The sequence below is a fragment of the Pirellulales bacterium genome, from assembly GCA_019636335.1.
Taxonomy (GTDB): Bacteria; Planctomycetota; Planctomycetia; order Pirellulales; family JAEUIK01; genus JAHBXR01.
The window spans coordinates 190,192-216,910 of sequence record JAHBXR010000005.1 but is presented as its reverse complement, the minus strand read 5'-3'; the positions used below and the strand labels follow the sequence as shown (position 1 = coordinate 216,910).

At 64.4% G+C, this 26,719-nt stretch carries 20 protein-coding genes; 8 read left to right on the top strand and 12 right to left on the bottom strand.

Annotated elements, in window-relative coordinates; genetic code table 11:
• Positions 1 to 161 precede the first annotated feature (161 nt).
• Positions 162 to 956, top strand: a complete 795-nt coding sequence (locus KF708_07450; protein ID MBX3412506.1) for a hypothetical protein — start codon at positions 162 to 164, stop codon at positions 954 to 956.
• 91 nt (positions 957 to 1,047) lie between these two features.
• On the opposite strand, the gene KF708_07445 is transcribed toward KF708_07450, so the two are convergent.
• The 4 genes from KF708_07445 to KF708_07430 all read right to left on the bottom strand — a co-directional run bounded on the left by KF708_07445 (position 1,048) and on the right by KF708_07430 (position 8,226).
• A complete protein-coding gene (locus KF708_07445; protein ID MBX3412505.1) occupies positions 1,048 to 3,588 on the bottom strand; it encodes a DUF1553 domain-containing protein in 2,541 nt (846 codons plus the stop codon).
• Between the two features lie 89 nt (positions 3,589 to 3,677).
• Positions 3,678 to 5,978 carry a PPC domain-containing protein gene (locus KF708_07440; protein ID MBX3412504.1) on the bottom strand — a complete coding sequence of 767 codons (2,301 nt, stop codon included), beginning with the start codon at positions 5,976 to 5,978 and terminating at the stop codon, positions 3,678 to 3,680.
• Between the two features lie 349 nt (positions 5,979 to 6,327).
• Positions 6,328 to 6,666: a HEAT repeat domain-containing protein gene (locus KF708_07435; GenBank protein ID MBX3412503.1), complete on the bottom strand. Its 339-nt coding sequence runs from the start codon at positions 6,664 to 6,666 to the stop codon at positions 6,328 to 6,330.
• 270 nt (positions 6,667 to 6,936) lie between these two features.
• Positions 6,937 to 8,226, bottom strand: coding sequence for a DUF1559 domain-containing protein (locus KF708_07430; protein MBX3412502.1), 1,290 nt, complete (start codon positions 8,224 to 8,226; stop codon positions 6,937 to 6,939).
• A 586-nt stretch (positions 8,227 to 8,812) separates the two neighbouring features.
• Here KF708_07430 and KF708_07425 point away from each other — a divergent pair.
• Positions 8,813 to 9,625 carry a class II aldolase/adducin family protein gene (locus KF708_07425; protein MBX3412501.1) on the top strand — a complete coding sequence of 271 codons (813 nt, stop codon included), beginning with the start codon at positions 8,813 to 8,815 and terminating at the stop codon, positions 9,623 to 9,625.
• Between the two features lie 72 nt (positions 9,626 to 9,697).
• On the top strand, positions 9,698 to 10,342 hold the full coding sequence (locus KF708_07420; protein MBX3412500.1) for a hypothetical protein: 645 nt from the start codon (positions 9,698 to 9,700) through the stop codon (positions 10,340 to 10,342).
• A 331-nt stretch (positions 10,343 to 10,673) separates the two neighbouring features.
• Here KF708_07420 and KF708_07415 read toward each other — a convergent pair whose 3' ends face one another.
• From KF708_07415 to KF708_07400, 4 genes are all read right to left on the bottom strand, one after another.
• Positions 10,674 to 11,798, bottom strand: a complete 1,125-nt coding sequence (locus tag KF708_07415; protein MBX3412499.1) for an alpha/beta fold hydrolase — start codon at positions 11,796 to 11,798, stop codon at positions 10,674 to 10,676.
• Positions 11,799 to 11,866: 68 nt separating this feature from the next.
• Positions 11,867 to 12,970 (bottom strand): serine/threonine protein kinase, encoded by a 1,104-nt coding sequence (locus KF708_07410; GenBank protein ID MBX3412498.1) that lies wholly within the window; start codon positions 12,968 to 12,970, stop codon positions 11,867 to 11,869.
• Between the two features lie 229 nt (positions 12,971 to 13,199).
• A complete protein-coding gene (locus tag KF708_07405) occupies positions 13,200 to 14,198 on the bottom strand; it encodes a D-2-hydroxyacid dehydrogenase (GenBank protein MBX3412497.1) in 999 nt (332 codons plus the stop codon).
• Between the two features lie 152 nt (positions 14,199 to 14,350).
• Positions 14,351 to 14,785, bottom strand: a complete 435-nt coding sequence (locus tag KF708_07400) for a methyltransferase domain-containing protein (protein MBX3412496.1) — start codon at positions 14,783 to 14,785, stop codon at positions 14,351 to 14,353.
• A 192-nt stretch (positions 14,786 to 14,977) separates the two neighbouring features.
• On the opposite strand from KF708_07400, the gene KF708_07395 reads away from it, so the two are divergent.
• Genes KF708_07395 through KF708_07385 form a run of 3 tightly spaced genes read left to right on the top strand, consistent with a single transcriptional unit; the run spans position 14,978 to position 17,465 of the window.
• Positions 14,978 to 16,624: a M20/M25/M40 family metallo-hydrolase gene (locus KF708_07395; GenBank protein ID MBX3412495.1), complete on the top strand. Its 1,647-nt coding sequence runs from the start codon at positions 14,978 to 14,980 to the stop codon at positions 16,622 to 16,624.
• A gap of 44 nt (positions 16,625 to 16,668) precedes the next feature.
• Positions 16,669 to 16,998, top strand: coding sequence for a hypothetical protein (locus KF708_07390; protein ID MBX3412494.1), 330 nt, complete (start codon positions 16,669 to 16,671; stop codon positions 16,996 to 16,998).
• 35 nt (positions 16,999 to 17,033) lie between these two features.
• The gene (locus KF708_07385; protein ID MBX3412493.1) at positions 17,034 to 17,465 is read left to right on the top strand and encodes a hypothetical protein; all 432 of its coding nucleotides are present in this window, start codon (positions 17,034 to 17,036) and stop codon (positions 17,463 to 17,465) included.
• 83 nt (positions 17,466 to 17,548) lie between these two features.
• On the opposite strand, the gene KF708_07380 is transcribed toward KF708_07385, so the two are convergent.
• The 4 genes from KF708_07380 to KF708_07365 form a co-directional block, all read right to left on the bottom strand.
• Positions 17,549 to 19,534 carry a S9 family peptidase gene (locus tag KF708_07380; protein ID MBX3412492.1) on the bottom strand — a complete coding sequence of 662 codons (1,986 nt, stop codon included), beginning with the start codon at positions 19,532 to 19,534 and terminating at the stop codon, positions 17,549 to 17,551.
• The gene (locus KF708_07375; GenBank protein ID MBX3412491.1) at positions 19,531 to 20,955 is read right to left on the bottom strand and encodes a neutral/alkaline non-lysosomal ceramidase N-terminal domain-containing protein; all 1,425 of its coding nucleotides are present in this window, start codon (positions 20,953 to 20,955) and stop codon (positions 19,531 to 19,533) included. Before KF708_07375 ends, KF708_07380 begins: the two co-directional genes overlap by 4 nt.
• Before the next feature lie 148 nt (positions 20,956 to 21,103).
• Positions 21,104 to 22,216 (bottom strand): Gfo/Idh/MocA family oxidoreductase, encoded by a 1,113-nt coding sequence (locus KF708_07370; GenBank protein ID MBX3412490.1) that lies wholly within the window; start codon positions 22,214 to 22,216, stop codon positions 21,104 to 21,106.
• A 112-nt stretch (positions 22,217 to 22,328) separates the two neighbouring features.
• Positions 22,329 to 24,428 carry a sigma 54-interacting transcriptional regulator gene (locus KF708_07365; GenBank protein ID MBX3412489.1) on the bottom strand — a complete coding sequence of 700 codons (2,100 nt, stop codon included), beginning with the start codon at positions 24,426 to 24,428 and terminating at the stop codon, positions 22,329 to 22,331.
• A gap of 377 nt (positions 24,429 to 24,805) precedes the next feature.
• On the opposite strand from KF708_07365, the gene KF708_07360 reads away from it, so the two are divergent.
• Together KF708_07360 and KF708_07355 are read left to right on the top strand one after the other, a co-directional pair.
• On the top strand, positions 24,806 to 26,185 hold the full coding sequence (locus KF708_07360; GenBank protein ID MBX3412488.1) for a DUF1598 domain-containing protein: 1,380 nt from the start codon (positions 24,806 to 24,808) through the stop codon (positions 26,183 to 26,185).
• Between the two features lie 78 nt (positions 26,186 to 26,263).
• Positions 26,264 to 26,572, top strand: coding sequence for an antibiotic biosynthesis monooxygenase (locus KF708_07355; protein MBX3412487.1), 309 nt, complete (start codon positions 26,264 to 26,266; stop codon positions 26,570 to 26,572).
• The last annotated feature ends 147 nt before the right edge of the window (positions 26,573 to 26,719 follow it).

Below are 26,719 nucleotides of genomic sequence, written 5' to 3'. Positions count from 1 at the left end.
CGGTCTCGGGGCCCACGGGGAGACCGGCGCAGGACCCGTGAGCTAGAGTGATTCATCCGGCCGCGGGCGTGCGGACGGGAGTCCGGCGCGACGCGACCGGTGTTCGGACCGGTCAACACGGCGGAGCCGCGCTGTCTTCGCGACGGCAGTGGGAGAATGTGGTGCGGAAGCTAGTTGGTTTGCTGCTGGCGTGCCTGAGCCTGGCCCTCGCGCCGCACGCGCGCGCCCAGTCGCCGTCGAGCGTCCTCGCGCCGTCGAGCACGGCCTGGGGACGCTTCGAGCCCGGGGCGTGGAGCCGCCTGAAAATCGTCATCGAGACGATCGCTCCCGATGGCGCCGTCTCCGACATGAGCACCTCGTTGCAGACGACGACGCTCGTGAGCATCGGCGACAGCAGCGTGGAATTGAAGGTCGATGCCAAGGTCGACGTGGCCGGCAAGACGTTCGACGCCCCCTCGCAAACGGTGCGTCAGCTCTTCGGCGGCCAAAGCGTGAAGGCGACCGCCGAGGTCAAGTTGCAAGCTCTCGGTGACGGCCATGTCACGATCGAAGGCAAGCAGATTCCTTGCCAGATCGAACAGGCCGAAATCGTCGAAAAGGCCGGACGCACGCAGGCCAAGATCTACTACTCGGCCACGCAGTATCCCCACGTGCTGCGTACCGAAGTCACCACGACCGATGACCGGGGCGAAACCACCAGCCAGTCGACCGGCGAAGTCATCGCGCTCGACATGCCCTATCGCACCCTGGCCGGAGAAACGCGCCACGTGGCGGTCTGGCAAGAGACGGCACGCAAGTCGAAGGGGGCCATCGAGCGATCGCTCACGCTGCGCAGCGGCGAGATTCCCGGTGGCGTGGTGGCCCGCTGGTCCAAGGAACTCGATGCCGAGGGACATCTCGTGCGACGCAGCACGCTCGAACTGATCGACTTCGGCACGGAGCCGGCTGCTCCGTAGCGCCGCCACGCGCAGGCTGCCAACGCCTGGATCAGAGCTCGGGAGGCCCCGCGCCGGGGCTGCCGAGCAACGGAAGCACGTTCCCAGGCTGTTAGTGCTGGAACAAGAACTCCTTGGCGTTCAGCAGCGCCCAGCAGACATCCTCGAGCGCCGCGTTACGGTCAGGCTGCGCCGAAATGTGCTTGATCGCGGCCGCCATCTCCGGCTCGCTGGGCTTGCGCGCCAGGGCCGACATGTAGAGCTCGTCGACGATCTCCTCGTTCGTGCGCCCTGCCGCGGCGAGCTGCCGCAGGCGATTGTTCTCGGCGGTGAGCTTGCCGTGAACGAGCGGGCCATTGATCATCTGCAGCGCCTGCGACAGGTTCGATTCGTTCGAACGCTCGCACTGGCAGGCCATCTCGCGCGCCGGTTGGCCGAAGACCTTGAGGAAGTCGTTCGCCACGTCGGGCGTGGGGAGCGAGGCCGCACGCGTGCCCGAGGGCAACCCCGCGTACTTCTCTTGCACGCCGGTCACCTGGCAAATCGCGTCGAGCAATTGCTCGGCCGAGAGCAGCCGCGTCTTGGCATGCGAGAAATACTTCGCGTCGTCCTTGTTGAAGTCGTTCTTGCGCGAGCTGAGCTGATAGGTATGGCTCTTGAGAATCGTCTTCAGCACGTGCTCGCGATCGAAGCCGTGCTCGACGAAGTCCTTGGCCAGCCACTCCAGCAGCGGCTTGTTCGAGGGCGGATTCGACGCCCGGAAATCATCCACCGGCTCGACGATGCCGCGTCCCAGCAGGTGCCCCCAGATGCGATTCACTTCGGCCTGGGGGAAGAAAGGATTGTCCGGCTCGACCAGCCAGGCCATCAGGCTCGCGCGGCGATCTTCCTCGGCCGGCACTTCGGCCGCGCCGCGGAGCGGCAGCCAGGGCGCCATCTGCTTGCCCGTGCGCGGCTGAGTCACTTCGCCCTTGCGGGCGACAAACACGACCTGCTCTTCGGCCTGCGTGCCGGGCTTGCGTTGCACCCGATTGAAGAACGCGCCAATCCCGTAGTAGTTGTCCTGCGTCCAACGCTCGAACGGATGGTTGTGGCACTTCGCGCATTGGATGCGAATGCCCAGAAACAATTGCGCCGTGGTCTCGGTGCAATCGTTCGTATCGGCCGCCGAACGGAAATAGTTCGCCGGCGGGTTGTCGAACGTGCTCCCCGTCGAGGTCAGCAAGGCCCGCACGAATTGATCGTACGGCATGTTGTCGCGCACCGCGGCGACGAGCCAGCGATGGAACTTCGGCACGCCGGCCGCGGTCACCTTCTTGTTGTTCAAACGCAGCAAGTCCCCCCACTTCAGCGCCCAGAACTCGGCGTACTCGGGGGCGTCGAACAGGCGCTCGATCAACTCGTCGCGCTTCGTGGGCGAGGCATCGGCCAGGAACTCGCTCGACTCGGCGATCGTCGGCAACCGGCCCAATACGTCGAGATGCACGCGGCGCACGAACTCTTCATCCGTACACAGCTCCGAGGGAGCGATCTGCATCTGCTGCAGCTTGTCGAACACGAGCCGATCGATCTCGTTCGCGCTGGAGGGGCTGGACCACTCGAACCCTTCGATCTGCTTGAGAAAGGTGATCGACGACGTCTCAATGAACTCGAGATAACGCACCAGGATCGCCGCTTCGCCTCGATCGACGCCGACGACGAAGCCCTGGGCATCGACCTTGGCCACCGCCTCGTCCGAGCTCGAAAAGCTGGCGATCTCCGTAATGTCGCGCACCGTGCCGTCGGAGAAATGCGCCAAGACGCACAATTGTTGCGTGTGCGCCGGCCGATGCAGAATGCGCTGCTGGGGATAGACTTCAATACGCTCGCAACGGGGGGCCTCCGGCGCGTCGGGACGCAAGCCTTCGCTGATCCAATCACGCAGCAGTTCATAGGCGGGCGAATCCTTGGTCATCCGCCGCCCGCCGCCGTGGGCCACTTCCATCAACGGCTTGCGCAGCAGCAGGCTCGCCTCGGGCTCTTCCACATTCGTGCGCCGATTGGCCGATTCGCGCACCAGGGTCAACGTGTCGAGCACGGGATCGTAGGCCCTCAGCGACAGGCGGAAGCCTCCTTTGCCGCTCGGAGAACCGTGGCAGGCCCCCGAGTTGCAGTCCTGCTTCGAGAGCGCGACCAGTGCGCCATACTCGAACGAAACGGGATCGGCCTCTTGCTGATGCGAGACCTCGACCGGCACGCGCGCTTCGTGCCCGCCCACACGCACGATCAGGTTCGTCGAGCCGTCGGCGAGCGGCGCCACCACGCCGTTTTCGAGGCGGAGAAACGTCGGGTCCTCGGCCACGAACTCCGCCGCACGAGTCAGGTCTTGGACGTTGCCGTCGGCGTAATAACCTGTGACGACCGGGTGCAGTCGGCGACGAACGGTATCGAGCTTGAAGCTCGACGGAAAGACTTCGATCCGCTCGGGCGTTCCGACGACGATCGCCTCGAGCGCGGTTTCGTCCCCCGCGGGGGGCATCTCTTCGGCGGCCAGTCCCCGCATGCCGAGCACGAACAACAAACCTGCACAGGTCAAAGCGATGACCCCGTGTTGCCCGATCGAGAACGGATGGCGGTTCGTGCGGGCGGGAGCAGAAAGCTTGTCCGATTCCATGACTTCCTCGCGTGGCTTGGCTAAGGACGCGTCGTTCGTCCTCGTCGGAAGGTCGACTGTTCTGGGCGGGAACCTCGGCGGGGCGCCGATCAAGGCATCTTCACCTCGAGCGGCGCGGGAGAGCTAGTGACCGAGATCGCACGGCCTTGCACGGTGGTGCTGCCGATGGCGGTGATCTGAGCCTGACCCAGCATCGCATCAGCCGCCGCCGTAAGATCGATCTCGACTTCGTTTTGTCCCTCGGCGATGGTGATCTCCGTCGGCGCCGAGACCCCCAAGGGGAGGCCCTGTAGCGCCAGTTGAATGGCCCCTTTTTCCTCGCCGAAGCGGTGGGCCGTCAGCTTGAGCTTTTGGGTCGTGCCGGTGACCAGCGGGCCTGCCGCCGCGGCGGTAATCCCCAGCGGCTTGCCGACGCGCAAGGTCACGCTCTCTAGCGTCACCGTGCGAGGTTGATTCTGGAAATTACCCGAGCCGCGGATGACGAGCGGATAATCCCCCTCGGCGATCGTCGCCGGCCCCTTCACCGCGATGGCCGCTGATGCCTGACCTTTTTCGATCGGCTTGACCTCGGCCGAGAAGCCCGCGGGCAGCCCCTCGATGGCCAACGCCACGGCCTCATCGAAGCCATTCAGACGTTCGGTTTTCACCTCGAACGAGGTCGTGCCGATCAATTGCGGAAAAGTGACCAGGTCGCCATCGACGGCCAGCTTGAAGAAATCGGCGAATGCCGGTCCGACACCGATCCCCACCACGCCATCGAGTTCGGCGGGCGGATAAGGCAAGCCGTTGAATTGTCCGCGCAGCGTAGGGAGCGTATGCGCCACGGCCGAGACGTCGGCCTCTCCCACTTTGGCGCGCCCCACGATGCGTGCATTTGCGAGCGTCCCCGCGGCGAGCGAAGCCGGCAGCGTGGCGCGGAAGGTGGTTTCGTTCTTCCCTTCGGGAATCACGTGGTCGGCCAGCGCGATTCCTTCCCCGGCCCCTTCGATCGACAGCGTGATCGGACCGTTGTAGTCGCGCCGAGCGCTCGTCACCTTGGCCACGAAGACCCCCGACTGCGGTGCATTCAGCGTGGTCGCTTCGATCGCCAGCGTGAAGCCGGGCTGATAGGGTTGTGCGTCGATGCGGTAGACGTGATCGGATCCGCCACGGCGCAGGAGATCTTCCACCTCCAGGCGATAGGTGCCATCTTCCGGAAAGGTGACGTCGAGCACCCCTTCTTCGTTGCCGGCCGAATCTTCCGCCTCGGCCAGCACGCTGCCATCGGCCTTGTAGAGACGCAGGTACAGGTCGGTCGGCGATCCGTGCTCGCGCGTTTCGCCTCGGAACGTATAGCGAGTGCCCCCCTTGGCGGCGAACTGATAGAAGTCGCGATCGCGCGGCGCGGCGAAGCGGCCATTGATGCCCGCCGGCAGTTCGACGGGCGAGGCCTGTTCCGCCGTATCGTTCGGTTCGAACTCGATGGCTTCGACGCCGCTCGAGACCGACAAGCTCGCCCATCCCGATCCCTGTCCGGAAGGATAGGCAGCGGCCGTCCAAACGGTGGGAGACGCCGTGTCGCGCGGCACGTTCACGCTCGCGGACGCCAGTCCCTCCACGGCCGGACCCACCCACTCGATGCGCGGGGTGGTCCCCTTCTGAGCCGCCACGGGAAACGTGCCTGTCGTAAGAGGGAAGTTGCCCACGCGCAGGCGGTAGCGGTGGGCGCCCCCACCTTGATAGCGAATGTCACGAATCTCGAGGTAGTAAGTTCCGTCGGCCGTCAGCTCGTAGGCAAAGCGGCAATCGGAGCCGAGCCCCGGTTCATCGTCGCTGTAGGCCAGCTCGCGGCCACTCGCGTCGAGCAAGCGAACGACCGGGTCGAGCGGCGTGCCGAGACGTCGCGCGAGAACCTCGACCGAGACACGCTGACCTGCATGCCCCTCGAAACGATAGAAGTCGAAGCTCTCGGCCTCGCAGACGCCGTCGATGGCCGTCGGTAGGGTGATCTCTTGCGCGGTCTCGACAGTCTTATTCTGGCCGTTGTCGGTGACGGTCGCGAGATCATCGACAGCGACGAGCATCGGCGGAGAGATTCCTCCCGGACCGGCGACGCGCACGGCGCCAATCCCCGGCCCTAGGCCGGCGGCCGGCGTGATTCGCCACGTGGTCTGCCCGGCATCCTGGCCGTTGTTCGCCACGTCGGCAGCCAGCTCGGCAGTCGCGGGAAAGCTGAGCCAAATTTTGGTCGCGCCCGTCAGGTTGCCGCCAGAGAGCGTGACGTTCGTCCCCTGGCCAGGCGCCATCGCAGTGGGCGAAGCGGAACCCAGCGTGGGAGGAGCTTGCCCGAAGACGGGCAGGGCCACCGCCAACATTGCGAAGAGGGTGAAGTACGAGGCGACCTGCTTCATAAAGCCGAAGTCCTCAGAGGCCGCGGCCGTCTCAACAATCGCCTGGTCGGAGCGCAAAGGGCCGTTCCGCTGGCAGACCGATGAACGAGCGCTAGCTAGGGGGGAGGGCAGTTCTGATGTCGGTGGGATGAACGCAGCAGGCGCGCGCCACGCGGTCATTCGGGCGGCGTCGGACACACTTAAGTCGGCACACCGGAACGACCTGCACTCACATCGGTAGATGTTAATGCCAGAGTGCTAGCGGTGTCAAAGAAATTCCTGGCGCGCAAGATAAGGGGCACGGGATGTTGTCGCCCCGTTCGCACTCCCCTGGCAATTGACAGGCGAAGACCGCTCGCCAGCGGCGGGATCAACCGCCCGAGCCTTGAAACTTGGCGATCGCGTCGGCAGCCGCCCTTTTGACCGTTTCTTCTTTGTCTTTCTGCGCCAGCTCCTGCAGCTTCGTCAGCGCAGCCTGCGATTGATCCCCCAGTTGGCCCTTCTCGGCCAAGGCAGCCAGGTAGCTCGCTGCTGCGGCACGATCGGTCCGCTTCTTGCTTTCGAGCATCTGCATCAGCTTCGGCACGTCCTGGGCCACGGGCAAGGTTGTGTTTAGAGGGGCCTTCGATTGGCCGCAGCCCACGATCAGCATCAGGCCAGCCAAAGCAACGGCAACGAATCGCAAACGCGGAGCCAATCGTCTCTTCATGTTGGAATCCTTGATCGAGTGCCACGGTCTGCGAGCGTGGGCACGGTTCGAAGTCACTGGGGCCTGAGAAAGGTCGCGAACGGGCATCCTCGAGCGAGGCTGAAACCGCCTAAAATAACCGACGCACGGGCGACTGGAAAGCACTGCCGTCTATGGTTTTTGGCTTCTTTTGACGCCTCGCGAGCACTAACGCCCGTCCAAAAGCAACGGCCCGGAGAAGCGAGGTTTCTCCGGGCCGTTGTTACTGTCAGGCAAGAACCGCCGGGCCGACTATTCAAACGGGGCGTTGAAGGTTTCGCCCCCCTGAATGGTCGACATCGCGCGGTACACCTCGCGGTCGATCGAATCGTTGATGAAGTGAACAGCGCCGTCGGCAAAGAGGAAGTTCGCTCCCGCCTTGTGGTCGCTGCGGAAATTGCTGACGCGGTCTCCGCTCTCGGGGGTCACGTCGTCGCTCAATCCGGCGGCGAGATCGATCGAGTCCGAGCAGTCCAGCACCGTCTCAACGGTCTCAAGGCTCAGGTTCTCAATATCGAGTTCGACCAACGTCTGCGTGACGGGGTTCTTGTTCAGTCTCTCGAGCGTGCAGCCGAAGATGCTACCCAAGTAGATGCCTTCGGCTGCCACGGCCGTGAAGCTCGGCGGCATGTGCCAGGCCTGGTAGATGGGCATCGAGCGCGTGGGATCGAACGGATCGGGCTCGGCCACCGGGAAGGTGCCCCCCGAGGGACAAGGACGCAACCACGAGCTGGAGTTCTGGCAGATCTGCCAGTTGGGCCCCTGGGCCCCTTCGCCCATGGCGATCGTGTTGCTCGTACCGTCGGTGATCATCGAGATCTTGCAGGCAAAGTCGGTTCCCGCCACACCAAAGTTGCGGGGGAGCGAGATGTCGAACATGCCCCGCGAGAGTGGAGAAACAGCGTTGCTATTGCCCGCTTCGATACGTCCCGGCGTGGCACACCAACCGTCGCCAGCACCCTTGCAAAACAGGTAGTCAGCCACGCCAAAACGCCACGGCTGCGGGCCGAGGTAGTTCGCCAGGGTGACGCCAAAGGTCGTCCCCAGGGAATTCAAACCCTGGTCGATAAACGGATCGGAGGCGGGATTGTCTTTGTTACCGTTCGCCGGGCAGATGATCGACGGAATGACCGCTCCGTAGGTCGGGTTCGGAATGACCGTCGGGCTGGTCTGCAACGGCGGCTGATCCCACCAGTTGCGGTTCTTGTCGTAGGTCGTCGTGATTGTGCCCGCCTCGATGAACGGCAGCAGGCTCGCGTAGGCATTGAAGTTGATCGTCGCGTTGGCGTCACCACCAGTCGCGATGGTGCGCAACGGGGCCAGGCCGATCGACAGACCGGACGGGAACGAGTTCAACTGCGAGTGGTAATTGTGCAGCGCCACGCCCAACTGTTTCATGTTGTTCGTACACTGCGCCTTCCAGGCTGCCTGACGTGCCGCCTGGACGGCGGGCAACAGGAGCGCGATCAAAATGCCAATGATCGCGATCACGACGAGCAGCTCTACCAGCGTAAAGCCGCGCCTCTTCGATCGGTGTGCCATAGGACCGTCCTCGTTAACGGAAAAGATGAAAAGAAAAAGAGCTGGGCGGATGGCCCATAGAATACTCGAATTGGATTGAGTTCCGGGACTGTTCCAAATCCGGAAGCTATTCAGCCGATGAGATCAGATTCCCACGCCGAAACCGCAACGGCCATCGTGCGTTTCGCGGAAACAGCGACCGCCAACACCAACGGCCAATGCGTTTGGCGAAATACCACGCACATTGCTCGGGAACGGCAAACCGCTTGCACCCGCCTCTATCGAGAAGAAGAACTCTCCTCTAGGTGCCAGTCGTTCGGGCTGCCAATGGTGCGACGAGACTCTGCTCCAACCTCCCCCGCAGTTTACCGCAACGTGTTACTGTGTCAAGCATTTTCTGACTTTCCGCACCCCTCCGTCAGGCAGTCCCCGGCTCGCGAATTTCACCACCGAATCGCTCCCCATCGGGCAACTTCGATGCCCCTACTGGCCGCCGCCAACGCGGAGCCTTACCATGCAGGCGTGGGGGGGGGCGGCAAGAGAATCGATCCGCCACTCTCGCATGATTTGCGATACCTGTACGCACCTTCTCCTTGGAGCTTCGCCGATGGCCACCATCGACCCCACCGTCATCCTGCACAACAAGCAAGCCTCGGCCTCGACCGAACGCGAACGGGTGATCGAACTTGCCAACACGCCGCAGGCACGCTCCGAACGCGTCAAGCTCGCGGCCGCTTATCGCATCCTGGCGCGGCTGGGGCTCGACGATGGGCTGGCCGGCCATATCAGCCTGCGCGTGCCAGGGGCCCCCGACTACTTTTGGGTCAATCCATTTGGCCTTTACTTCCAAGAGGTCAGGGCCGACAACCTGGTCCTGGTCAACAGCGCCGGCGAGATCATCGACGGCGGGGCGATGATCAACTTTGCCGGCTTCTGCATCCACTCGGCCATCCACCATGCCCGCCCCGATGTGAACTGCGCCGTACACACGCATCCGCCGGGAGGCAGCGCCTACAGCTCGCTGGCCCGGCTGCTCGACCCGCTCGATCAGACCGGCTGCTCCTTCTTCGAAGACCACGCCCTCTACGACGAATACACCGGTGTCGTGGTCGACCCCGGCCAGGCGAGCGACATCGCCCAGGCGCTCGGAGACAAACGAGCGCTCGTCCTTATCAACCACGGACTGCTCACCTGCGCCGGCACCGTCGAGCAAGCCCTGATCGACATGATCGACATGGAGCGCACGTGCCACGTGAACCTGCGGGCCATGGCCGCCGGAGCGCCGCTCAAGCTCGTTCCGCCCGAGGTGGCGCGCCAGTCGCGCAGCGTGCTGACGCAACCCGGTCGCTATCCCTTCCAGTGGGCGGCGTTGATCCGTCAACTCGATCGCCACGAGACCGATTACGATCCTTGGCGCTAGCCCTGTCGAGTCCGGCGTGTTAACAAGATCGTCGGTAGAACCTTGCGGCAGTCGAGAAGCGGGCCGGCACTCATGTCGAACCAACCAGAAGACCATGGCATTCGCGCCGTGATCGAAGGGCAGCCGTTGAGTCTGTTCGTCGATTATGATCGGCCGCGCCTGGCCATGCTCTCGTCCGACGGCCGGCTCGAGTATCTCGAGCGCCGCCTGGCTTTCGTCGTGCTGGAACCGTTGGCCGTGTTGATGGACGAGCTCGACGCGCCGCGGCATGGCGGTCGGCGCGAGGCCTCGGTCTTATTGATCTGGGGCAATGCCCTTCTTTGCACCACCGAGGCGCTGGGGCATTTCCTCACGCCGGAGTCCTCGACGAACGCGCACGCGTTTCTGACCTTCGTCAACGCGTTCATGGATCCCGCCTGGCGCGGGCGCGCTTTGAAGCCCCCCCCCGGCGCCGAATCGTACGCCAAGTGGGTCTGGGATTCGTTCCGCAACGGATTGGCCCACGGCATCTACGTCAAGAATGGCGGGTTCGAGAAGCTCGGCAATCGGCTCTTCCTCGAACGCGAGGGCATGTTGATGGTCGATCCCTGGGCGCTCGATATCGATTTCCGCTCGGGGGTGAAACGCTTCTTCCGCGCGCTCCACGATCCCGGCAACGCCTATCGACAGACGTTCATCGAACGCTTCGATCGAACCTACGTGCAGGGCGAAATGTAGCTTCCGTAGGTCAGGTACGCCGTACCTGACAATCATTCGAGTTAGCGACGTCGAGCATTGTCAGGTACGGCGTACCTGACATTTCTTCGGACGAGCGGAGCTCGGCACTGGGTGCCACGGGCTCTGCCAGTGTCTGGTGAATTGAAGCGAGGAGGTTCTTCGATCGTTCGAGTCGAGCCTGGCGCGCGGCTGCCGTTGCAGACTTGGAATACGGCTGCTCGACTCGGCAGAGCCAGTGGCACCCGGCATTGTCAGCTACCCCGTACCTGACAATTGTTCGAGTTGGCTACGTCGAACGTTGTCAGGTACGGCGTACCTGACCTACGTGCTGTTATTGCGGCGCTTGCAGGTGTTTGTCGAACCACCGGTAAGCGCGTTCGCGCGCGGCGGGCGGAAAGTCGTGCCCCCCTGGCGGATAGTCGGCGGCGAGCCGCTCCTCGGCCTCATACAGCTTGTAGACCGGTTGGGCCGCCGCGATGCACTCGCGGACTCCTGCCACCGCGAAGTTGCCATCCTCCACCGGTGCGACCGCCAGGAACGCGCGCGGCGCCAACAGCCCGACGATTTCCGTGAAGTCGAACGGCATGCGCGCCGGGTCGGTGTGGTACACCTCGCGGATGCGCGGCATGTACCCCTGGTGGCTCCAGCCGGCGAGGTCACCATCGTAGTAACGGCGGAAGCTGCAGAAGCCGCAGCAAGAGACGATGCACTTGATCCGTTCGTCGAACGCGGCCACGAACATGCTGTTGTGGCCCCCGAGCGAATGCCCGATCACGCCGAGGCGCTCGGGATCGACTTCGTCGAGCGACTGCAGCAAGTCAATCGCGCGGCGATGATTCCAGATCCCTTTCATCGTGGCGCTGGCGTAACCGCGTGCGTAGGGATCGAACGTATATTCGCCGAAGTTCGGGTAGTCGACGGCCAGCGTGACGTAGCCTCGTTCGGCCAATTCTTGCGCGTAGTGCAGGTTCGAGAGCCCCCCCTGCCCTGCTGGTTCATCCTTGCCTTGGCGAGTTGTTTGGTGCAGGCACAAAATCGCCGGCTTGCGGGCGGGCTTGTCTCCCGGCTCCCACGCGTCATCGTTCGGCAGGAGCAGCCAGGCGGGAACACGATCGTCCGCTTCGGGCGCGAAGGTGATCTTCCGCAGGCGATAGCCCGGCTTATCGATCGTTTCGACGACACGCACGTCGAGGGGGACCGCTCGGGACGCGTCGGGCAGCGTCCCCATCACGAGCTCCATGTTCGCGCGGATGTGCGCGCGGCGAATCTGCCAGTCCGCCACGGACGAGATCGGATGTTCTTTCCCCTGCGCGTCGCGCCAAACCAGCAGACGGGTCTTGTCGGGATAGAACGGCGGCGATGTCGGTTCGGCCGCGAACACCGTACTCGCAAGTAGACCTTCTGCGAGGGCGAGCAACGACCAGACCAACAACCCCATCGAGCGACGCGACAACATGGCAGCATTCCCTGAGGGGGGTGACCTTGCAGGCGGGCCGCATCCGTTCGGCATCGTTCCAGGCGTGCTTACTCCAACTCTTCGAGCCAGAGTCGGATTTCGTTGTCGTATTCGCTGGCGAGATCCCCCTTCACCAGTTGGCGGTGGAAGCTCGCCGCGCCTTCCTTCACCAGGTCGGCCGCTTCGGCATTGGGAAAGCGGCGCATCGGATCGGGAGCGATCAGGCAACGGCAGAAGTTCATCAGCAACTCGTTGCAGACGACCTCGTACGGCAGAATCTCGGGCAAGCGTTGCACGAGCAGGCGCTTCGCCTCGAGCAGCTCGCGAAAATTCGTGCAATGCGTGAACAGCGGCGCGCCGGCCAGCATCTCGACCAGCACGTAGCCCAGGCTGGCCAGATCGGCGCGGGGCGAGTAATCGCCCCCTTCGAGAATCTCCGGCGCCGTGTAGTTCGGCGTGCAGGTGCGTCGCTGCGGCGCGTTGTCCATGTCGAACGCCGAACCGATGTCGATGATCTTCGCACTGCCGGTGCGCTTGAGCATGATGTTCGACGTCTTCAGATCGCCGTGCGCGATCCCCTCGCGATGCAGGGCCGCCAGCGCCGCCAGGCAATCGCGAATCACGGCGATGGCGATGCCGGGCTTCAATCTCGGCTGTACCGGCCCCGCCGTCACGATGACGTTGTTCAGGTATTCCCAGCGCCGGTTGCTCACGCGGTGACGCACGTGCTCGAGCATCGTCGGCGTCAGCAGGCGGCTCAGGTCGTAGCCGTCGACCCACTCCATCTCCATCATGCGGATGCGATTGCGGTCGACGAAGTTGTGGACGTCAAGCAGGTGATCCTGCTGCACCAGCGCCACGCGCGCGGCGACGTCGGCGATGCGGGCCATCGCTTCTTCGTAGGTGCGCGCGTCCGGGTAACGCTGGGGTGAAAAGATCTTCAGCGCCACGGGCAGCGTGAACTGATCCGTTCCGCGCCGCTCGCTGAGATAGACCACCCCCTGTCCGCCGGCCCCCAAGCGACGAATCAGACGGTGGTGAACCGTCCAGCTCAGCCGTTGTTCGTCGACAATGGCCGAGTAGCTCTCGAGCAGCTCATCGGGACAGCGTTCGGCCGGCTGTCCCTCGAGCGTGAGCGTGGGATGTTCCTGATGAAACGTCGTCGAAACCATGTTGCAATCCGCCTTGTTGCGAACCGGCAATTCCCTGCCAGGAAGACGCTGGCAATTTACACCGTTTTGGCGAACGGAGTCCAGATCGACGTTCGGCCACCCCGTTCCAAACTGCCCCGTTAACCCTTGAGGTTTTGGTCAAGGGTGGTGGGTGGCACTCGATTCAAAGGAGATCGACGTAGCACGCCGGAGTGCCGGCGCCCCTGCTCGCGCGACGATGCGACGAAGATTAGCGACGCTGCCGTTGGGTCGCCGCGGCATATCTCACGGGAAACCCAAGCTGCTTGTCGACCAGATTGTTCAGCGGCTCCCCCCCCCGCCAGCGGCGAAGATTCTCGACAAAGAACTCGGTCATGTCGTCTGCCCGCCGGGCGCTCTGGCCGCCGACGTGAGGCGTGATGATCACGTTGGGTAGATCCCACAGCTTGCTCGACTCGGGTAGCGGCTCGATTTCGGTCACGTCGACCACTGCCCCGGCCAACTTGCCCGCTTCGAGCGCGGCGACGAGATCGGCCTCGACGACCAGCGGTCCGCGCGCCACGTTCACCAGCAACGCATGCGGTGGCAGCTTTGCCAGTCGCGCGGCGCCGATCATGCCCCGCGTCGTCGAGGTCAGGGGCGCGCAAAGAATCAAGATGTCGACCTGCGGCAAGAGATCGTCGAGTCGATCGGCCGGCCACAGCGATTCGACGTAGTCGGGCTTATCGACCGGAAAGACATCTGTCGCCAGCAGTCGCACTTTGAACGAGCTCAGCACCTGGGCAAGGCGGCGACCGACGCCGCCGAACCCCACGATGCCGATGGTCTTGCGGTGCAGATCGCGCGTCGGTCGGCGGATGAACTCGCGTTTGGCCTGCGCGCGGTGAAAAACCGGCAGGCTGCGGAGCCACGCTAGGATCAAGCCCAACGTGTGTTCGGTAACCTGATCGGCCAGCACGCCCGAGGCGCTCGTGACGATGATGTCGGAGCTCACCACCGCCGGCACCAGGCAGTGATCGAGCCCCGCGGCCGACGACTGGATCCACTTCAATCGCCCCTGCCGCACGACCGCCTCCCAATCAACCGGTACCTTGGCATGTCCACAAAAGATATCGGCCGCGTGAATCTCGGTGGCGATCCCCTCCTGGCCGGCATCCACCACTTCGGCCTCGCCGGCCGCACGTTGGATGGCGTCGAAGTGACGTCGTTCGATCGGGTAGCAGAGCACGATGCGTGTCGAGGAATTCATGGCGTGCGACGGGGGGGATGGCGGTTGAGGCAGGCAAGTTGCCACTTATATCGCATTGGCCGAAGTTCGTCAGCGGGTCGTTTCGTGGTCGCCCGTGATTCGAGGTATCGCCGAGATGGCGGTGACGCTCGAACGAATGGAATAAGCCCGTGTTACGTGAGGAGCTCGGCCACACATATGATCGTTTCGAGCACGGTCTGGCTGCCGAGGGTGGCCGCGCCGCGCGTGACGGCGCCAGGGATGAGGCGGATCGCCAACGCATGACGATCGCGGTCGTCGTACGGTACGTGTCGCAGGACGACACGTCCGCCGACTCGTACCACCCGCGCGATCTCCAACAGCGCCGCGCGCGTGAGGGGCGTTCGTTCCAGGAACACCTCGTCGACGCTTGCCTTGGCGAAGGGTAGACGCGAGGCGTGCGCTACGATGAGCCGCGGAATGGGCTCGCCACGCTCGCGGCCGATCGTCTTCGTGCCGGCGGTATTCACGTTCCAGGCGTGCGCGTGACGGCCTTCGCCACCAATGTCGATCGCCAGCAGCGGGCGCCGTGCGTCCGATGCAGAATGGTCGCGGTGGTGCGTGGACATGCGGGGAGCGATCAGGGGGGAAGGTGCCGGAGAAGTCTGCCCAGGATACCGGATTTACCGCGTAGGAAAGGGGGCGCGGTCAGGCTCGGTTTCTGGCGTATACTTGGAAGCTCAAGGTCCGCGCGTAACGATTTCCCGGCCTGGAACGACGCACTCGAGCCAGCCCCCGCACCCCCTGCCCCGCGATCCATCATGCGTCACCTCTTGTCACTGTCGCTGGCGATTGTTGTCTCGGGCATCGCGTCCTGGTCGTTGGCCGCCGAGTCGGCCGAAACGACCGCCGCGCGAGCCAAAGCCTACGCCGCGGCGCTCGATTCGGTCACCGTCGATGAAGTTCGCACGCACATCGATCGCCTGGCCGACGACACCTTCGAGGGACGCGAGGCGGGCAGCCGTGGCGGACATGCCGCCGGCAATTATCTGCGCGAGCGGTTCGAGAAGGCCGGCATCGCCGGGGGAGCCGCCAAGGGAGGCTACTTTCAGGTCTTCGGCAATGGCTATCGCAACGTGCTCGGCCTGCTCGAAGGGAGCGATCCCGAGTTGAAACATGAAGTGATCGTGGTCGGGGCGCACTACGACCACGTCGGCTATGGCACTCCTTCGAACAGCTACGGCCCGACGGGCTTCATCCACAACGGCGCCGATGACAACGCCAGCGGCACCTCGGGGTTGCTCGAGGTGATCGATGCCTTTGGCAAGTTAGAACCGCGACCTCGGCGCTCGATCCTGTTTGCCTTTTGGGACGGAGAGGAAAAGGGGCTGCTCGGCTCCGAGCATTGGGCCGGTAATCCGACGATCGCGCTCGCTCGCGTGAAGGCGGCCATCAACATGGACATGATCGGTCGACTGCGAGCCAAGGGGCTCGAGGTCTCCGGCATCCGCACCGGAGCGGGCTATCGCCAATTCATCAGTCGCGGCAATGCCGGCGCCGGCGTGAAGGTCGACTTCAATTGGGAGAACGCCGACAACAGCGACCACCACTCGTTCTTCAAGCGCAACATTCCCTACTTGATGCTTCACACCGGCCTGCACGACGACTATCACCGCCCCAGCGACGATGCCGAAAAGATCAACGCCGAGGGAGTTCAACAAATCTCCAAGCTCATGGTCGGCACGCTGGGCGCCATGGCCGATGCCGACGCCTTGCCGCCGTTCCGCGCGCAGTCGCGGCAAGAGACGGTTTCGTTGCAGCGTAATCTCGATCGACCGTTGCCGCCCCTCGTGGGCCGCTTCGGCGTCGTGTGGGATCCGGACGACAAGTCGGCCAGCGGCGTGCGCGTGACGCGCGTCGTGCCCGGTTCGCCCGCCGCCAAGGCCGGCATCAAGGTGGGAGATCGCATCGTCGGTTTCGACGGCAAACCGTTGGTCGAAGGGGTTGATTTGCGTTCCTTGGTGATCGCCTCGAAAAGCCCGACCCAGGCGGTCATCGAACGCGAGGGAGAAGAAAAGCCCCTCGAGCTGCCCGTCGAGTTGGCCGGCTCGCCGCTGCGACTGGGCGTGACCTGGCGTGTCGACGACGCCGAGCCGGGCTGCGTGATCCTCAGCCGCGTCGTGCCGGGCTCGCCGGCCGATCTGGCGGGACTGCAAGTGAACGATCGCATCCACGAATTCGGCGGACGTACTTTCCTCACAAGCAAGGATTTCGCCGCGCTGGCCTCGTCACTCGAGGGTTCGCTCGATCTGGTCGTCGAACGGAACGGCCAGCTCCGTGGGGCCACGGTCGAACTGCCCGCCCTGGAAGTCGCGGCCGCCACGCTCGACGAAACGCCGATCGCCAACGCGGCAGAAGTCCCCGCAGCGGCCGATGCTCCCCTGCCCACCCCCGAATTCGTGCCGTAGATCGGGGCTCGACCAGCCGCGGTGGTTATGCGACGATACGCCGCATGAGCACCTCGCGACGCGAAAAGATCGAGGCCATGCTGGCCGAGGATCCCCGAGACGCCTTCCTGCGCTATAGCCTGGCGATGGAACTGGACAAGGCGGGCGAACACGACCGCAGCCTGGCCGAGTTCGCCGGGTTGATGACCGACGAGCCCCCCTACGTGCCGGCCTTCTTCATGTCGGCCCAGCAACTCGCCCGGCTCAGCCGCATCGCCGAGGCCCGCGACGTCCTGCGGATCGGCATCGAGCAGGCCCGCGTGCAGGGCAACGATCACGCCGCCGGCGAAATGGCCGAGTTCCTCTCCAGCCTGGGATCGCTCGGCGAGGTGTGAGCGCCCATCGAGCGGACAGGTGGTATAAGTCTGCTATGGAATCGATCATCCGCGACGTGACGACTCTCGACGAATCGCAACGCCGCCTGGTGGAGGCATTGCTCGGACACCAGCTTGAAGACAACCAGCGGCTCTATATTGAGGATGTCCTAAGACGGCCTCGAGTGCAAAGGTCTTTGCAACTCGACAATGACGAGGTAGTGGAATTCGTCGTCGCCGTGCGAGAGGCGGCGGAAGAGATCCAGCTTCCGGCCACAATTCCGCCATATGTCCCCGACGACCCGAAGGACGCGGCCTTGGTGCAAACTTCCATCGTCGGACGAGTCGACGTGCTCTGTACCCGTGACCGGCACCTGTTGCACCCGCAGGTGCTTGCCATCTGCCAGGCGAATGGCATCCGTATCCTATCGGACATCGAATTGCTCAACGAGCTGCGCGCGGTTGAACCTGGTAAACCAACCGCGTGATGTTGTAGCTGATGCTCGAGGCTCAACCACCCGGTGGTTCCCCACTTCAATTCCGAACCGCAATCGACCAGGCTTCACCGCGCCTACTTCACCAGGTTTTCTTCCAAGAACAGCACCTCGACCGCGTTCAGGTAGTCGGCGTTGTCTTTCTTGGCGAAGCCGTGACCTTCATTGTCGGCATACACGGTCCACACGGGGCGGCCGGCCGCGCGGACTTTTTCGGCGATCTGCTGCGCCTCGGCAAACGGGACACGCGGGTCGTTGATGCCGTGCGCCACGAGCAGGGCCGATTGAATCTGGTCGACGCGGTTGGCTGGGCTGATCTTCTCGAAGAAGGCCCGCATCTTCGGATCGCGCTCGTCGCCGTATTCCGCGCGACGCAGGTCCTGGCGATAGGCACTCGTTCGTTCGAGGAACGTGATGAAGTTGGCGATGCCCACGCGATCGATCCCCGCGCGAATGCGCTCGGGAAAGTTCACCAGCGACGCCAGCACCATGTAGCCGCCGTACGATCCGCCGGCGACCGCCACGCGCTCGGGATCGAGCTCCGGCTGTTGGGCGATCCAATCCAGCAAGGCGCCGATGTCCTTGACGCTGTCTTCTCGCAGCTCCGCGTTATCGAGCTTGAGGTAGGTCTTGCCGTAACCGTCCGACCCGCGCACGTTGGGCGCGATGACGGCGATGCCCATCTCGCCCACGTGATACTGCGTCATGCCGGAGAAGATGGGGCGATACTGCGACTCGGGTCCACCGTGAATATTGATCAAGACCGGGGCACGCTTTTCTTTCGAGGCCGTCGGCGGTCGGAAGTAGTAGGCCGGAATCTCGCGACCGTCGAACGACGGATAGCGAATCCGCGTCGGCACGACAAAACCCTGTGGGTTCAGCCCGCCGATCTCGCTATAGGTCCAGCGCGTCAGTTGCTTGTCGCCAAGCGAGAGCGAATAGACGTCGGCCGGCGCCTCGGGCCGCGCCAACGTGAAACCGAGACGCGTCGAGTCGGGCGAGAACTCGAGTCCGGCGATGATGCCCAGTGGCAACTCGACCGGCGCGTACTTGTTGCCCTCGAGCAGATAGAGGCGGCTCGCCCCGTCATCGTTCACGACGAACGCCACCTGCCCTGTTTGCGGATCAACCTCGACATCGGTCACGTTCCAGGGAATGTCGCCGGTGAGCCAGTCGAGCTTCTGCGTGTCGAGCTTTACTCGCGCGAGCTCGTGGAATTCGCCGCGCGCATCGGACGTGAGATAGGCGGAGCCCGCGTCGGGCGTGAAGACGACGCCCCCCGAGCTGGCCGTATCGCCGCCGGGGATATCGAACATCGTCAGCTTCTTGTCCCCCACGCGCAGGTAGCCGGGATACGATTCGGTTCCCGAGACGAAACGCAGCATGCCGACGAGCGATCCGTCGCGGCTCCAATCGGTCGCGCTCCAGAACTGGCCATCGACCTCGAAGAGCATCTTCATCGAGTCGGGCCGTCGCGGATCGGCCGTGTAGAGATCCGTATCGCGGCCGTTGCGCCGGTTGCTGGCAACGATCATCTGCCGGCCATCGTCCAGAATCGGCCCCCGCAGGTTCCGCGACTTGCCGTCGGTCAAGAGCGTTGCGCGGCCGTTCGTGCGATCGAGCAGATAGAGCTGATTATTCTCGTCCCCGCCGGACGACATCGAGAGCACGATCGCGCCGTCGCGCGCCTCGGGAATGAACGTGCCGCCGACGGGCTCGTCGAAGAACGTGATCTGCTCGCGGCGCCCCGCCGGTTCATAGACGCGGTGCAATTGAATCGAATTGCCGAACCGCGTCTGAATCAGCAGGCCATCCTTGGTCGGGGCCCAACCAGAGAATCCCGCCGCGCGCACGTTCTGATACTGGTTCAGCCGGTCGAAGAGCGCCTCGGGCACCACCGGCACGCCGGTCGTCGCGATGGCCGCGGGCCGATGCGGATCGACCGGCTCGTCGGCGCGCGAATCGAGATTCATCGCGAGCACAACAGCGATGCCGAGGATCCAGCAAAGCTGGGGGACCGTGCGGAACGAACGGGTGCTTCCTGCAAGATGTTCCGTCGTCATTTGGCGTTGGCCTCTTTCACTCGCATTTCGAGGGCACGGATCAACAGCGGCGCGGTCTCGGGGCCGATGCTATTCTCTTCGCCATATTGCCGCTCGCTGCGGCCGTAGGCAAACGGGGCTTCGTTGTCCCACTGACGCTTCGGCACGATGTAGCCCAACTCGTCGTTGGCCAGGCCGATCAGCAGCCACTTGTCGCCCGGCATCAGGCTTTCGATCGACGGTTCGAGCGGCGCGTCGGCGAAGTCGGCGTTCGGCTCGACCGGTTCCTGGTACTGGCCGTACACCGATTCGGGATAGACCTCGCCGGGGATCCCCGCGATGTGCAGGTCGCCCAAGCGCACGTAGGAGACTTCGGTTTCCGCGGCGGGCAATTCCTTCGACTTGCCCCGCTTCATCACCGGACCGATCTCGTCGGAGTTGCCGGTCCAGACGAAGCCGTCACGCTTGAGGATGCCCAGCATGCGCCCCATCTGGTAGACGGGATTCTGCATCGGCACGCTGATCGGCTTGGCCGCGAAGGTGAACGGCGCCAGCTCGAGCGGCGTCGACGATTCGATCGCCTGGGCGGCTAGCTGGCCGACCTCTTCGCCATACAGACGGCAGAACTCGAAGTCTCCTTCGCCCAGCGTCTTTCCGTCGGCGTCCTTGATGCGTCCTTCGCGCGGCGGGGCCATCAGACCACCCACGGCGCCACTGAAATAGACGATCGGGCAGTCGTTGTATTTTTCCTCGAGCGTCTTGATCGTCGCCCAGGGAAAGTCGGCCGTGATCTGCGTGTTCTGGCTGCCCATGCACTCGGGATGGCAATTCCACTGCACGAGCAGTCCCAGCAGTCGACCGTCGTCGACGGCATTGAAACGCAGGGCGCGCAAGACGCCGTCGTATACCTTGGGAATGCGCGAATCGCGGAGCAGCGTGTCGTCCTGGGCGGTGCCATAGCTGGCCTTGGCGGGCACGGCGGCGGCTTCGGCGGCCCGCACCGTCTCGACCGTCTGGGCGACCATCGTATCGATCCAATCCTTGTCCACGCCGCTCGCGATGGGCGAAGGCCCCCACATGCCGATCGTGTCGGGACCTTCGTGATTGTGCGTGCTGGCGACCAGCACGTAGGTGAAGTCTTTCAAGCTCTCGCGGATCTGCTTGACCGTTGGATACTGCAAGCCCACCACGTCGTTCGCCACCAGCGCGATCTTGTCCTGGCCGTCGCGCAGGACGATCGCCCGGGTAAAGAGCGGATCGTGTACCCCCGTGGCGCGGCGATTCTGACCGTAGCCGGCAATCCAGACCGGTTTCTTGCCTTGGACGTCGGGTGTGATATCGCCCGAGGCGAAGCCCACGTCGACCCCCCGCGCCGAGGAGACCAAGGCAATCAGGCTCGCGCCAATCAGTAGTGCGAGCAGAGAAATGTTCCGAACGGTCATGGTGATGCTCCGAGCCCCGGAGAGTGTCTGGTTTGGCAAGTGGGCCGCGGCGTGCCCTCGCGGCAGGTGGGAATTCGACCAGAGTGACCGGCGGGGCGCAGTGTGTCAACCGCCCCGTGGCCCAGTGAATCCCCTATTGATCGATGGCCTAGCCCGTGAGTCGCGTCAGGGGATTCACGCGGTTCTCGAGCGGAAATCTCACCAGCCCGCCACGGCGTTGTGCTTCGAACGTGGCGACGATCATCTCGACGTCGGCGCGCCCGTCATACACGCTATTGAGCGGCTGGCGCTCTTCCTCGATGGCGGCCAGCAGATCTTTGACGGCGAGCAGATTGCCGGCCTGGGCGCCCCCGTCGCGCAGCGGCTCGTCGACGTCGACGCCGGCCGAGGTGATGTCTTTCCAGGGAGTACCCTCCGCGGCGCTGGCCCAACTGGCATCCTCGAGCCAGCGCGCCTGGGGCAAGTAGCCGGTCGCCAGGCGAATCACTCCCGCGGTGCCACAGATTTCGAGCCCGAACCGCGAGGGGTTCCCCCCTGCCCCGCGATAGCTGCTGAAATGAGCGGTGACACCGCCGGGCAGGCCGTACATGGCGCGGACGGCATCGCCGGCCAAGGGGCCGAGCCCTTCGTTGCCCTCGATGACATCGCTCGCTTGGATTGCCCGCCCCTCTTGCGTTACCGAGGCCAAACACCACTCGGGTTCGCCACCGAACGTGCGGATCAAATCCATGATGTGCGAGCCAAGCACCCAGGTATCTTCACCACCACCGCGCTGGGCATCTTCTTTCCCGCGCCCGCGCAATTCGACGATCCGCCCCAGCTTGCCCGACTCGAGCAACTCTTTGATCACCGGGATCTTGGGACTGTAGCGCGTCTGATGCGCCAGCGCCAGTTTGACGTGCGAGCGTTCGCAGGCGGCCACCATCTCGTCGGCGTCGGACAAGGTCGGGCAAAGCGGCTTCTCGAGGTAGATGTGAATCCCGCGCTGGGCCGTCTCGACCACCATCTCGCGATGCTTGTCGACCCACCGCTGGCAGATCGACACGACGTCGGGCTTCACCTTGTCGAGCATCTCGCGGTAGTCGGTGAACGTCTGCTCAACGCCGAGTCGCTCGGCCGCCTTGCGCAGCCCGGCCTTGTCGTCGTCGGCTACGGCCACGAGCTCCACCTCGGGCACGTCCTTCCAGACGACGTCGATCCCGTGCCCAAAATCACCGCGACCGGTGCGCCCGATGACCGCGGCGCGATATTTCTTGCGCATGGCTCGTCCCCTCACGTCGATGCTGCTTCACGTCACGACGATGAGTGTAACGACGCCCGCCAGGAGACGCGAGCATGAACCGGGATGCGCGCGGTACGCAGGAGAAAGGCTTTTAGATCGTATCAGTCGAGGGCTGCGACCATTCGTCGGCGCGCAGCCGGCCACCGGGCATGCTGCCCGAGCGGGCGAGCTCGTAGCGGCGGATCTTGCGATCGAGCGTCGAACGTTCGATGCCCAGGATCGTGGCCGTCTGGCTCTTGTTCCAGCCGGTCGAGCGCAGCGTGGCCAGGATATGCCGCCGCTCGACCTCTTCAAGCGAGAGGGGCACATAGGCGGTCGACTCGACCTGCGGCGGGTTGTCGACGGTATCGCCCGCCGTGGGGAGTTTCGAGAGGAGCAGATCTTCTTGATCGATCACGTCGCTGCGCGCCAGCACGACCGCCCGCTCGATGACGTTCTTCAACTCGCGGACATTGCCCGGCCAGCGGTAGCGGATCAACAGGTCCATCGCCGCTTGAGTGAAGCCCCGAATGCGCCGCCCCGTCTCCGAGGTGTACTTGTGCAGGAAGTGGTGCGCGAGATCGGGGATATCGTCGGGCCGCTTGCGCAGGGCCGGCACGATGATCTCGAGCACGGCCAGCCGGAAATAGAGGTCGCGGCGGAAGGTTCCCCGCGCGACATCCTTCTCGAGATCGCGATTCGTGGCGGCGATGACGCGCACGTCGACCTTCACCTGCTCGCTGCCGCCGACGCGCTCGAAGGGATGCCCCTCGAGCACGCGCAGGAACTTGGCCTGGATCGTGGGACTCATCTCGCCGATCTCGTCGAGCATGAGCGTGCCGCGATGGGCCGCCTCGAACTTGCCGATCTTGCGCTCGGTGGCGCCGGTGAACGCGCCCCGTTCGTGCCCGAACAGCTCGCTTTCGAGCAGGCTTTCGGTCAGCGCGGCGCAGTTCAAGCAAACGAAGACCCCCTTGCGCCGCGGACTGGCGTAGTGCATGGCCCGGGCAACGAGCTCCTTGCCGCAGCCACTTTCGCCTCGGATGAGGACCGTAGCGCGGCTGGGCGCCGCGCGGGCGATCTCCTCGTTCACGCGCATGATGGCTTCGCTGTGGCCGACGATCTCGCTCTCGACCCCCAGGCGTTCGCGAAGCTGCGCGTTTTCGTCCCGCACGACGCTCAGGTTCTCGGCCAGTTCCTGGCGGCGTCCCAGGTTGTGCAGCGCCACGGCCACGCTCTCGGCCACGGCCAGCGTGAATTCGAGATCCTCGGGATCGAGCACGCGCGCGGCGTCGGACGAGTAGAGATGCAGCAGGCCGAATAGCTTCTCGCCGCGGCGCACCGGGGCACAGATCACGCTCGTGGCGTGGATCTCTCCCTTGCTGTCGCGACGGGTGAGCGTGCTGTCTCCCATCACGTTGCGGGCCAGTACCGCTTCTCCCTCGCGCAGCACGGTGTCGGCCAGAAAGTTCGACACGCGGTAGTAGGGCTCGTTCGTCGTCGTGCGCGCCGAGATGACCTCGAGCGATTCGCCGGTCGGCCCCTCGACGTCCGAGCGTGGAAAGAGCAGCAAGGCGCCCGTGTCGACTTGGGTGGCTTCGAATAAACCGTCGAGCGCCAGATTGGCGATCGACGCGACGTCGGGGGATTTGGCCAGCTCGAAGCCGAGACGGCAGAGTCGCGCCGCGGCCTGGCCGGCGCGCGAGATGCCGCTATCGTCGGACGACGGCGCCTCGGCGGCGAGAAAACGTGTCTCGCCGCGGCGATGCGTGATCGTCGTCGGTTCGTGCGGCGACAACACGCTGGCATCGTCGACGGTGCGGCGCAGCGGGGTCGTGGCCTTCGCGGCGGGCAGCACGTGCGAGGCCTTCAGCGGAGAGTCGAGCACGGTGCTCGAATCGGCAAAGGCCTTCGACAGATCGTGGACGAACGCCAGTTGCGACTTGCCGATCCGAATGACCTCGCCCGGCGAGAGGGGGTGGTCGCCGCGCACGGCCAGCTCGCCGATGGCCGTGCCGTTGCGGCTGTCGAGATCGCGGAGGGTCCAGCGCCCCTCGGAGAGAAACACTTCGGCGTGATGGCGACTGCAACGCTCGTCCTTGAGGACGATCTGGTTCGTCGGCGCGCGGCCGATCGTCGCCGTCTGACCGGGGAGCAACCGGTAGACGTCGGTCCATTTCGTGCCTTCGCGAATCACCAAATAGGCGAGCATAGACATGCATCAGGACATGCGGCCGCCGTGCTTACAAGTAGTAAGCCCTGGCGCCACGGGGCTCTGCTTCGCCGGCCGAGCCGGTTCCGGGAACGAACGTTCCTACGGCCGGCCGAACGTGGATCAAAATCGGAAGTACGCCACCAACTATCCACCTTAGCCTTATCGCCTCCCCAAGTATACCGGCCCACGGGATGTGGCCGCGGTGGCCGCATCCCTCGCTGGCGCCGGCGACTAGCGAGCGACAGGGGGTTCGATTGGGGAACGCTGTTTTCTTGCGTCTCCCGGGGGACGTGATTACCCTTGAAGTTGGTCGTTTTATCCGGAACAGAGCGCCCACGACCGCGCGCCCATCTAATCGAACAGGGACCGAACCCATGGCATTCGCGCCGGCACCTCGTGCGCGCCGTAAATTCTGGCTCGCCGCCACTTCGCTTGCGGCCCTTCTCACAGGCGCTTGTTTCGAGGCCTCGACCCTGGCGCAGACGACCGGCGTCGGGTTCGTAACGCAGCCCGTGGGTGGTGTCTTCGTCGATGCCAATGGCGTCGTCGGCAATGCCGAGACCGACGCCCTCGGCAAGTTGCAGCAACTGCGCAAGTCGACCCTCGAGCAAATCCCCGGCGATCTGAACGAACCGGCGGAGCTGCGTAAGGTGTCGTTGCGTCGGCTGGAAGCGGCGCTGGCCGAGCACCTGAAGACGGGTAAGCCCCTGCCGCAAGAGATGCAGTACCTCGCCGGCTTGCAGCGCATTCGCTACGTGTTCGTCTATCCCGAACAGCAAGACATCGTGCTCGCCGGTCCGGCCGAAGGCTGGCGCGTCGAGCCGCATGGGGCGGTCGTTGGCGCCACGTCGGGTTTGCCCGTGATGCAACTCGACGATCTCGTGGTCGCCCTGCGCTCGGTGAATCGCCAGTCGCCGTCGGCCATTACCTGCTCGATCGACCCGACCGCCGACGGCATGGCACGATTGCAAACGTTCGTGAAGGGGCTGCGCGAGATCGGCGCAAACCCCCAGGTCACGATGGCGGCGCTCGAAGAGCAACTCGGCCCGCAACAGATTTCCGTCGGGGGCGTGCCGGCCGACAGTCACTTCGCCCGCGTGCTGGTGGCTGCCGACTACCGAATGAAACGTTTGGGCATGGGCTTCGATCCCTCGCCGGTGCCCGGGATGCCGAGCTTTCTGCAGATGGCCAAGCCGGGGGGCAACATGATGCCACGCTGGTGGATGGCCCCCAACTACGAGCCGATGCTGCGCGACGCCGACGGGTTGGCCTGGGAGCTGCGCGGCGCTTCGGTCAAGGCCATGACGGAAGATGCGTTCTTCAACGAGCAGGGCGTGCGTCAGACCACGGGCCATGCAAGTCCCGTGGCCCAGCGCTGGGCCGACACGATGACCGAGAAGTACGACGAGCTCGCCCTGGCCGAGCCGATCTTCGCCGAGTTGCGGAACGTGATGGATCTGGCCGTCGTGGCGGCCCTCGTCGCGCGCGAGGACCTGACGACCAAGGCCGGCTATAGCATGCCGCTGCTGCTCGATCCCTCGGATCTCGCCGCGGCCAAGTATCCCGCGCCGCGCCAGGTGGACAGTGTCGCCAGCTTCGTGAAGAAGGGGCGCAACTACGTGATCAGCGTCTCGGGCGGAGTCGACATCAATCCCTGGGCGATCACCGAGCGCAGCGAAACGAACGACTCGCTCGACGCCGTTCGCACGGCGCAAGAAGCCCCCGCCGCGGCCAATCGCTGGTGGTGGAATTAATCGCCCGCGATACACTGGTGCTGCCGGACGCGAGTGCTCCGGTCAGGGATGACACCTTCGCGCCCAGGACGCTCCCCCATGATTCACGTGATCGCGACCATCGAACTGACGCCGGGAAGCCGTTCGGCGTTCCTCCAGGAATTTGCGGCGCTGGTGCCGCTGGTGCAGGCCGAAGAGGGCTGCGTGGAATATGGCGCCGCGATCGATATTCCCACGTTGCTGCCCGCCCAGGGGCCGGTGCGCGAGAACGCGGTGATCGTCGTCGAGAAATGGCGCGATCTGGCCGCCTTGGAGGCGCATCTCATGGCGCCGCACATGCTGGCCTATCGGGGCCGCGTGAAAGCGATGGTCACCAGCACGCAATTGCAGGTGCTCGAACCCGCTTAAGCCACTCCTACGTCGACGTGTGGACGCGGGTGGCGGATCAGGCCACGTTGCTTGATCGTTCCGGACGCATCTGATTAGATGGTGCCGGATGGGTGGTTTGCCTACCCCGCGTCGTAGGGCAACTTCTTTTACCCCCCTGAGCCGAAC

Bases quoted from the DNA above. Each gene is read 5' to 3' on its own strand.
- KF708_07445 (MBX3412505.1), bottom strand. From the start codon at position 3,588: ATGGAATCGGACAAGCTTTCTGCTCCCGCCCGCACGAACCGCCATCCG.
- KF708_07440 (MBX3412504.1), bottom strand. From the start codon at position 5,978: ATGAAGCAGGTCGCCTCGTACTTCACCCTCTTCGCAATGTTGGCGGTG.
- KF708_07435 (MBX3412503.1), bottom strand. From the start codon at position 6,666: ATGAAGAGACGATTGGCTCCGCGTTTGCGATTCGTTGCCGTTGCTTTG.
- KF708_07430 (MBX3412502.1), bottom strand. From the start codon at position 8,226: ATGGCACACCGATCGAAGAGGCGCGGCTTTACGCTGGTAGAGCTGCTC.
- KF708_07425 (MBX3412501.1), top strand. From the start codon at position 8,813: ATGGCCACCATCGACCCCACCGTCATCCTGCACAACAAGCAAGCCTCG.
- KF708_07420 (MBX3412500.1), top strand. From the start codon at position 9,698: ATGTCGAACCAACCAGAAGACCATGGCATTCGCGCCGTGATCGAAGGG.
- KF708_07415 (MBX3412499.1), bottom strand. From the start codon at position 11,798: ATGTTGTCGCGTCGCTCGATGGGGTTGTTGGTCTGGTCGTTGCTCGCC.
- KF708_07410 (MBX3412498.1), bottom strand. From the start codon at position 12,970: ATGGTTTCGACGACGTTTCATCAGGAACATCCCACGCTCACGCTCGAG.
- KF708_07405 (MBX3412497.1), bottom strand. From the start codon at position 14,198: ATGAATTCCTCGACACGCATCGTGCTCTGCTACCCGATCGAACGACGT.
- KF708_07400 (MBX3412496.1), bottom strand. From the start codon at position 14,785: ATGTCCACGCACCACCGCGACCATTCTGCATCGGACGCACGGCGCCCG.
- KF708_07395 (MBX3412495.1), top strand. From the start codon at position 14,978: ATGCGTCACCTCTTGTCACTGTCGCTGGCGATTGTTGTCTCGGGCATC.
- KF708_07390 (MBX3412494.1), top strand. From the start codon at position 16,669: ATGAGCACCTCGCGACGCGAAAAGATCGAGGCCATGCTGGCCGAGGAT.
- KF708_07385 (MBX3412493.1), top strand. From the start codon at position 17,034: ATGGAATCGATCATCCGCGACGTGACGACTCTCGACGAATCGCAACGC.
- KF708_07380 (MBX3412492.1), bottom strand. From the start codon at position 19,534: ATGACGACGGAACATCTTGCAGGAAGCACCCGTTCGTTCCGCACGGTC.
- KF708_07375 (MBX3412491.1), bottom strand. From the start codon at position 20,955: ATGACCGTTCGGAACATTTCTCTGCTCGCACTACTGATTGGCGCGAGC.
- KF708_07370 (MBX3412490.1), bottom strand. From the start codon at position 22,216: ATGCGCAAGAAATATCGCGCCGCGGTCATCGGGCGCACCGGTCGCGGT.
- KF708_07365 (MBX3412489.1), bottom strand. From the start codon at position 24,428: ATGCTCGCCTATTTGGTGATTCGCGAAGGCACGAAATGGACCGACGTC.
- KF708_07360 (MBX3412488.1), top strand. From the start codon at position 24,806: ATGGCATTCGCGCCGGCACCTCGTGCGCGCCGTAAATTCTGGCTCGCC.
- KF708_07355 (MBX3412487.1), top strand. From the start codon at position 26,264: ATGATTCACGTGATCGCGACCATCGAACTGACGCCGGGAAGCCGTTCG.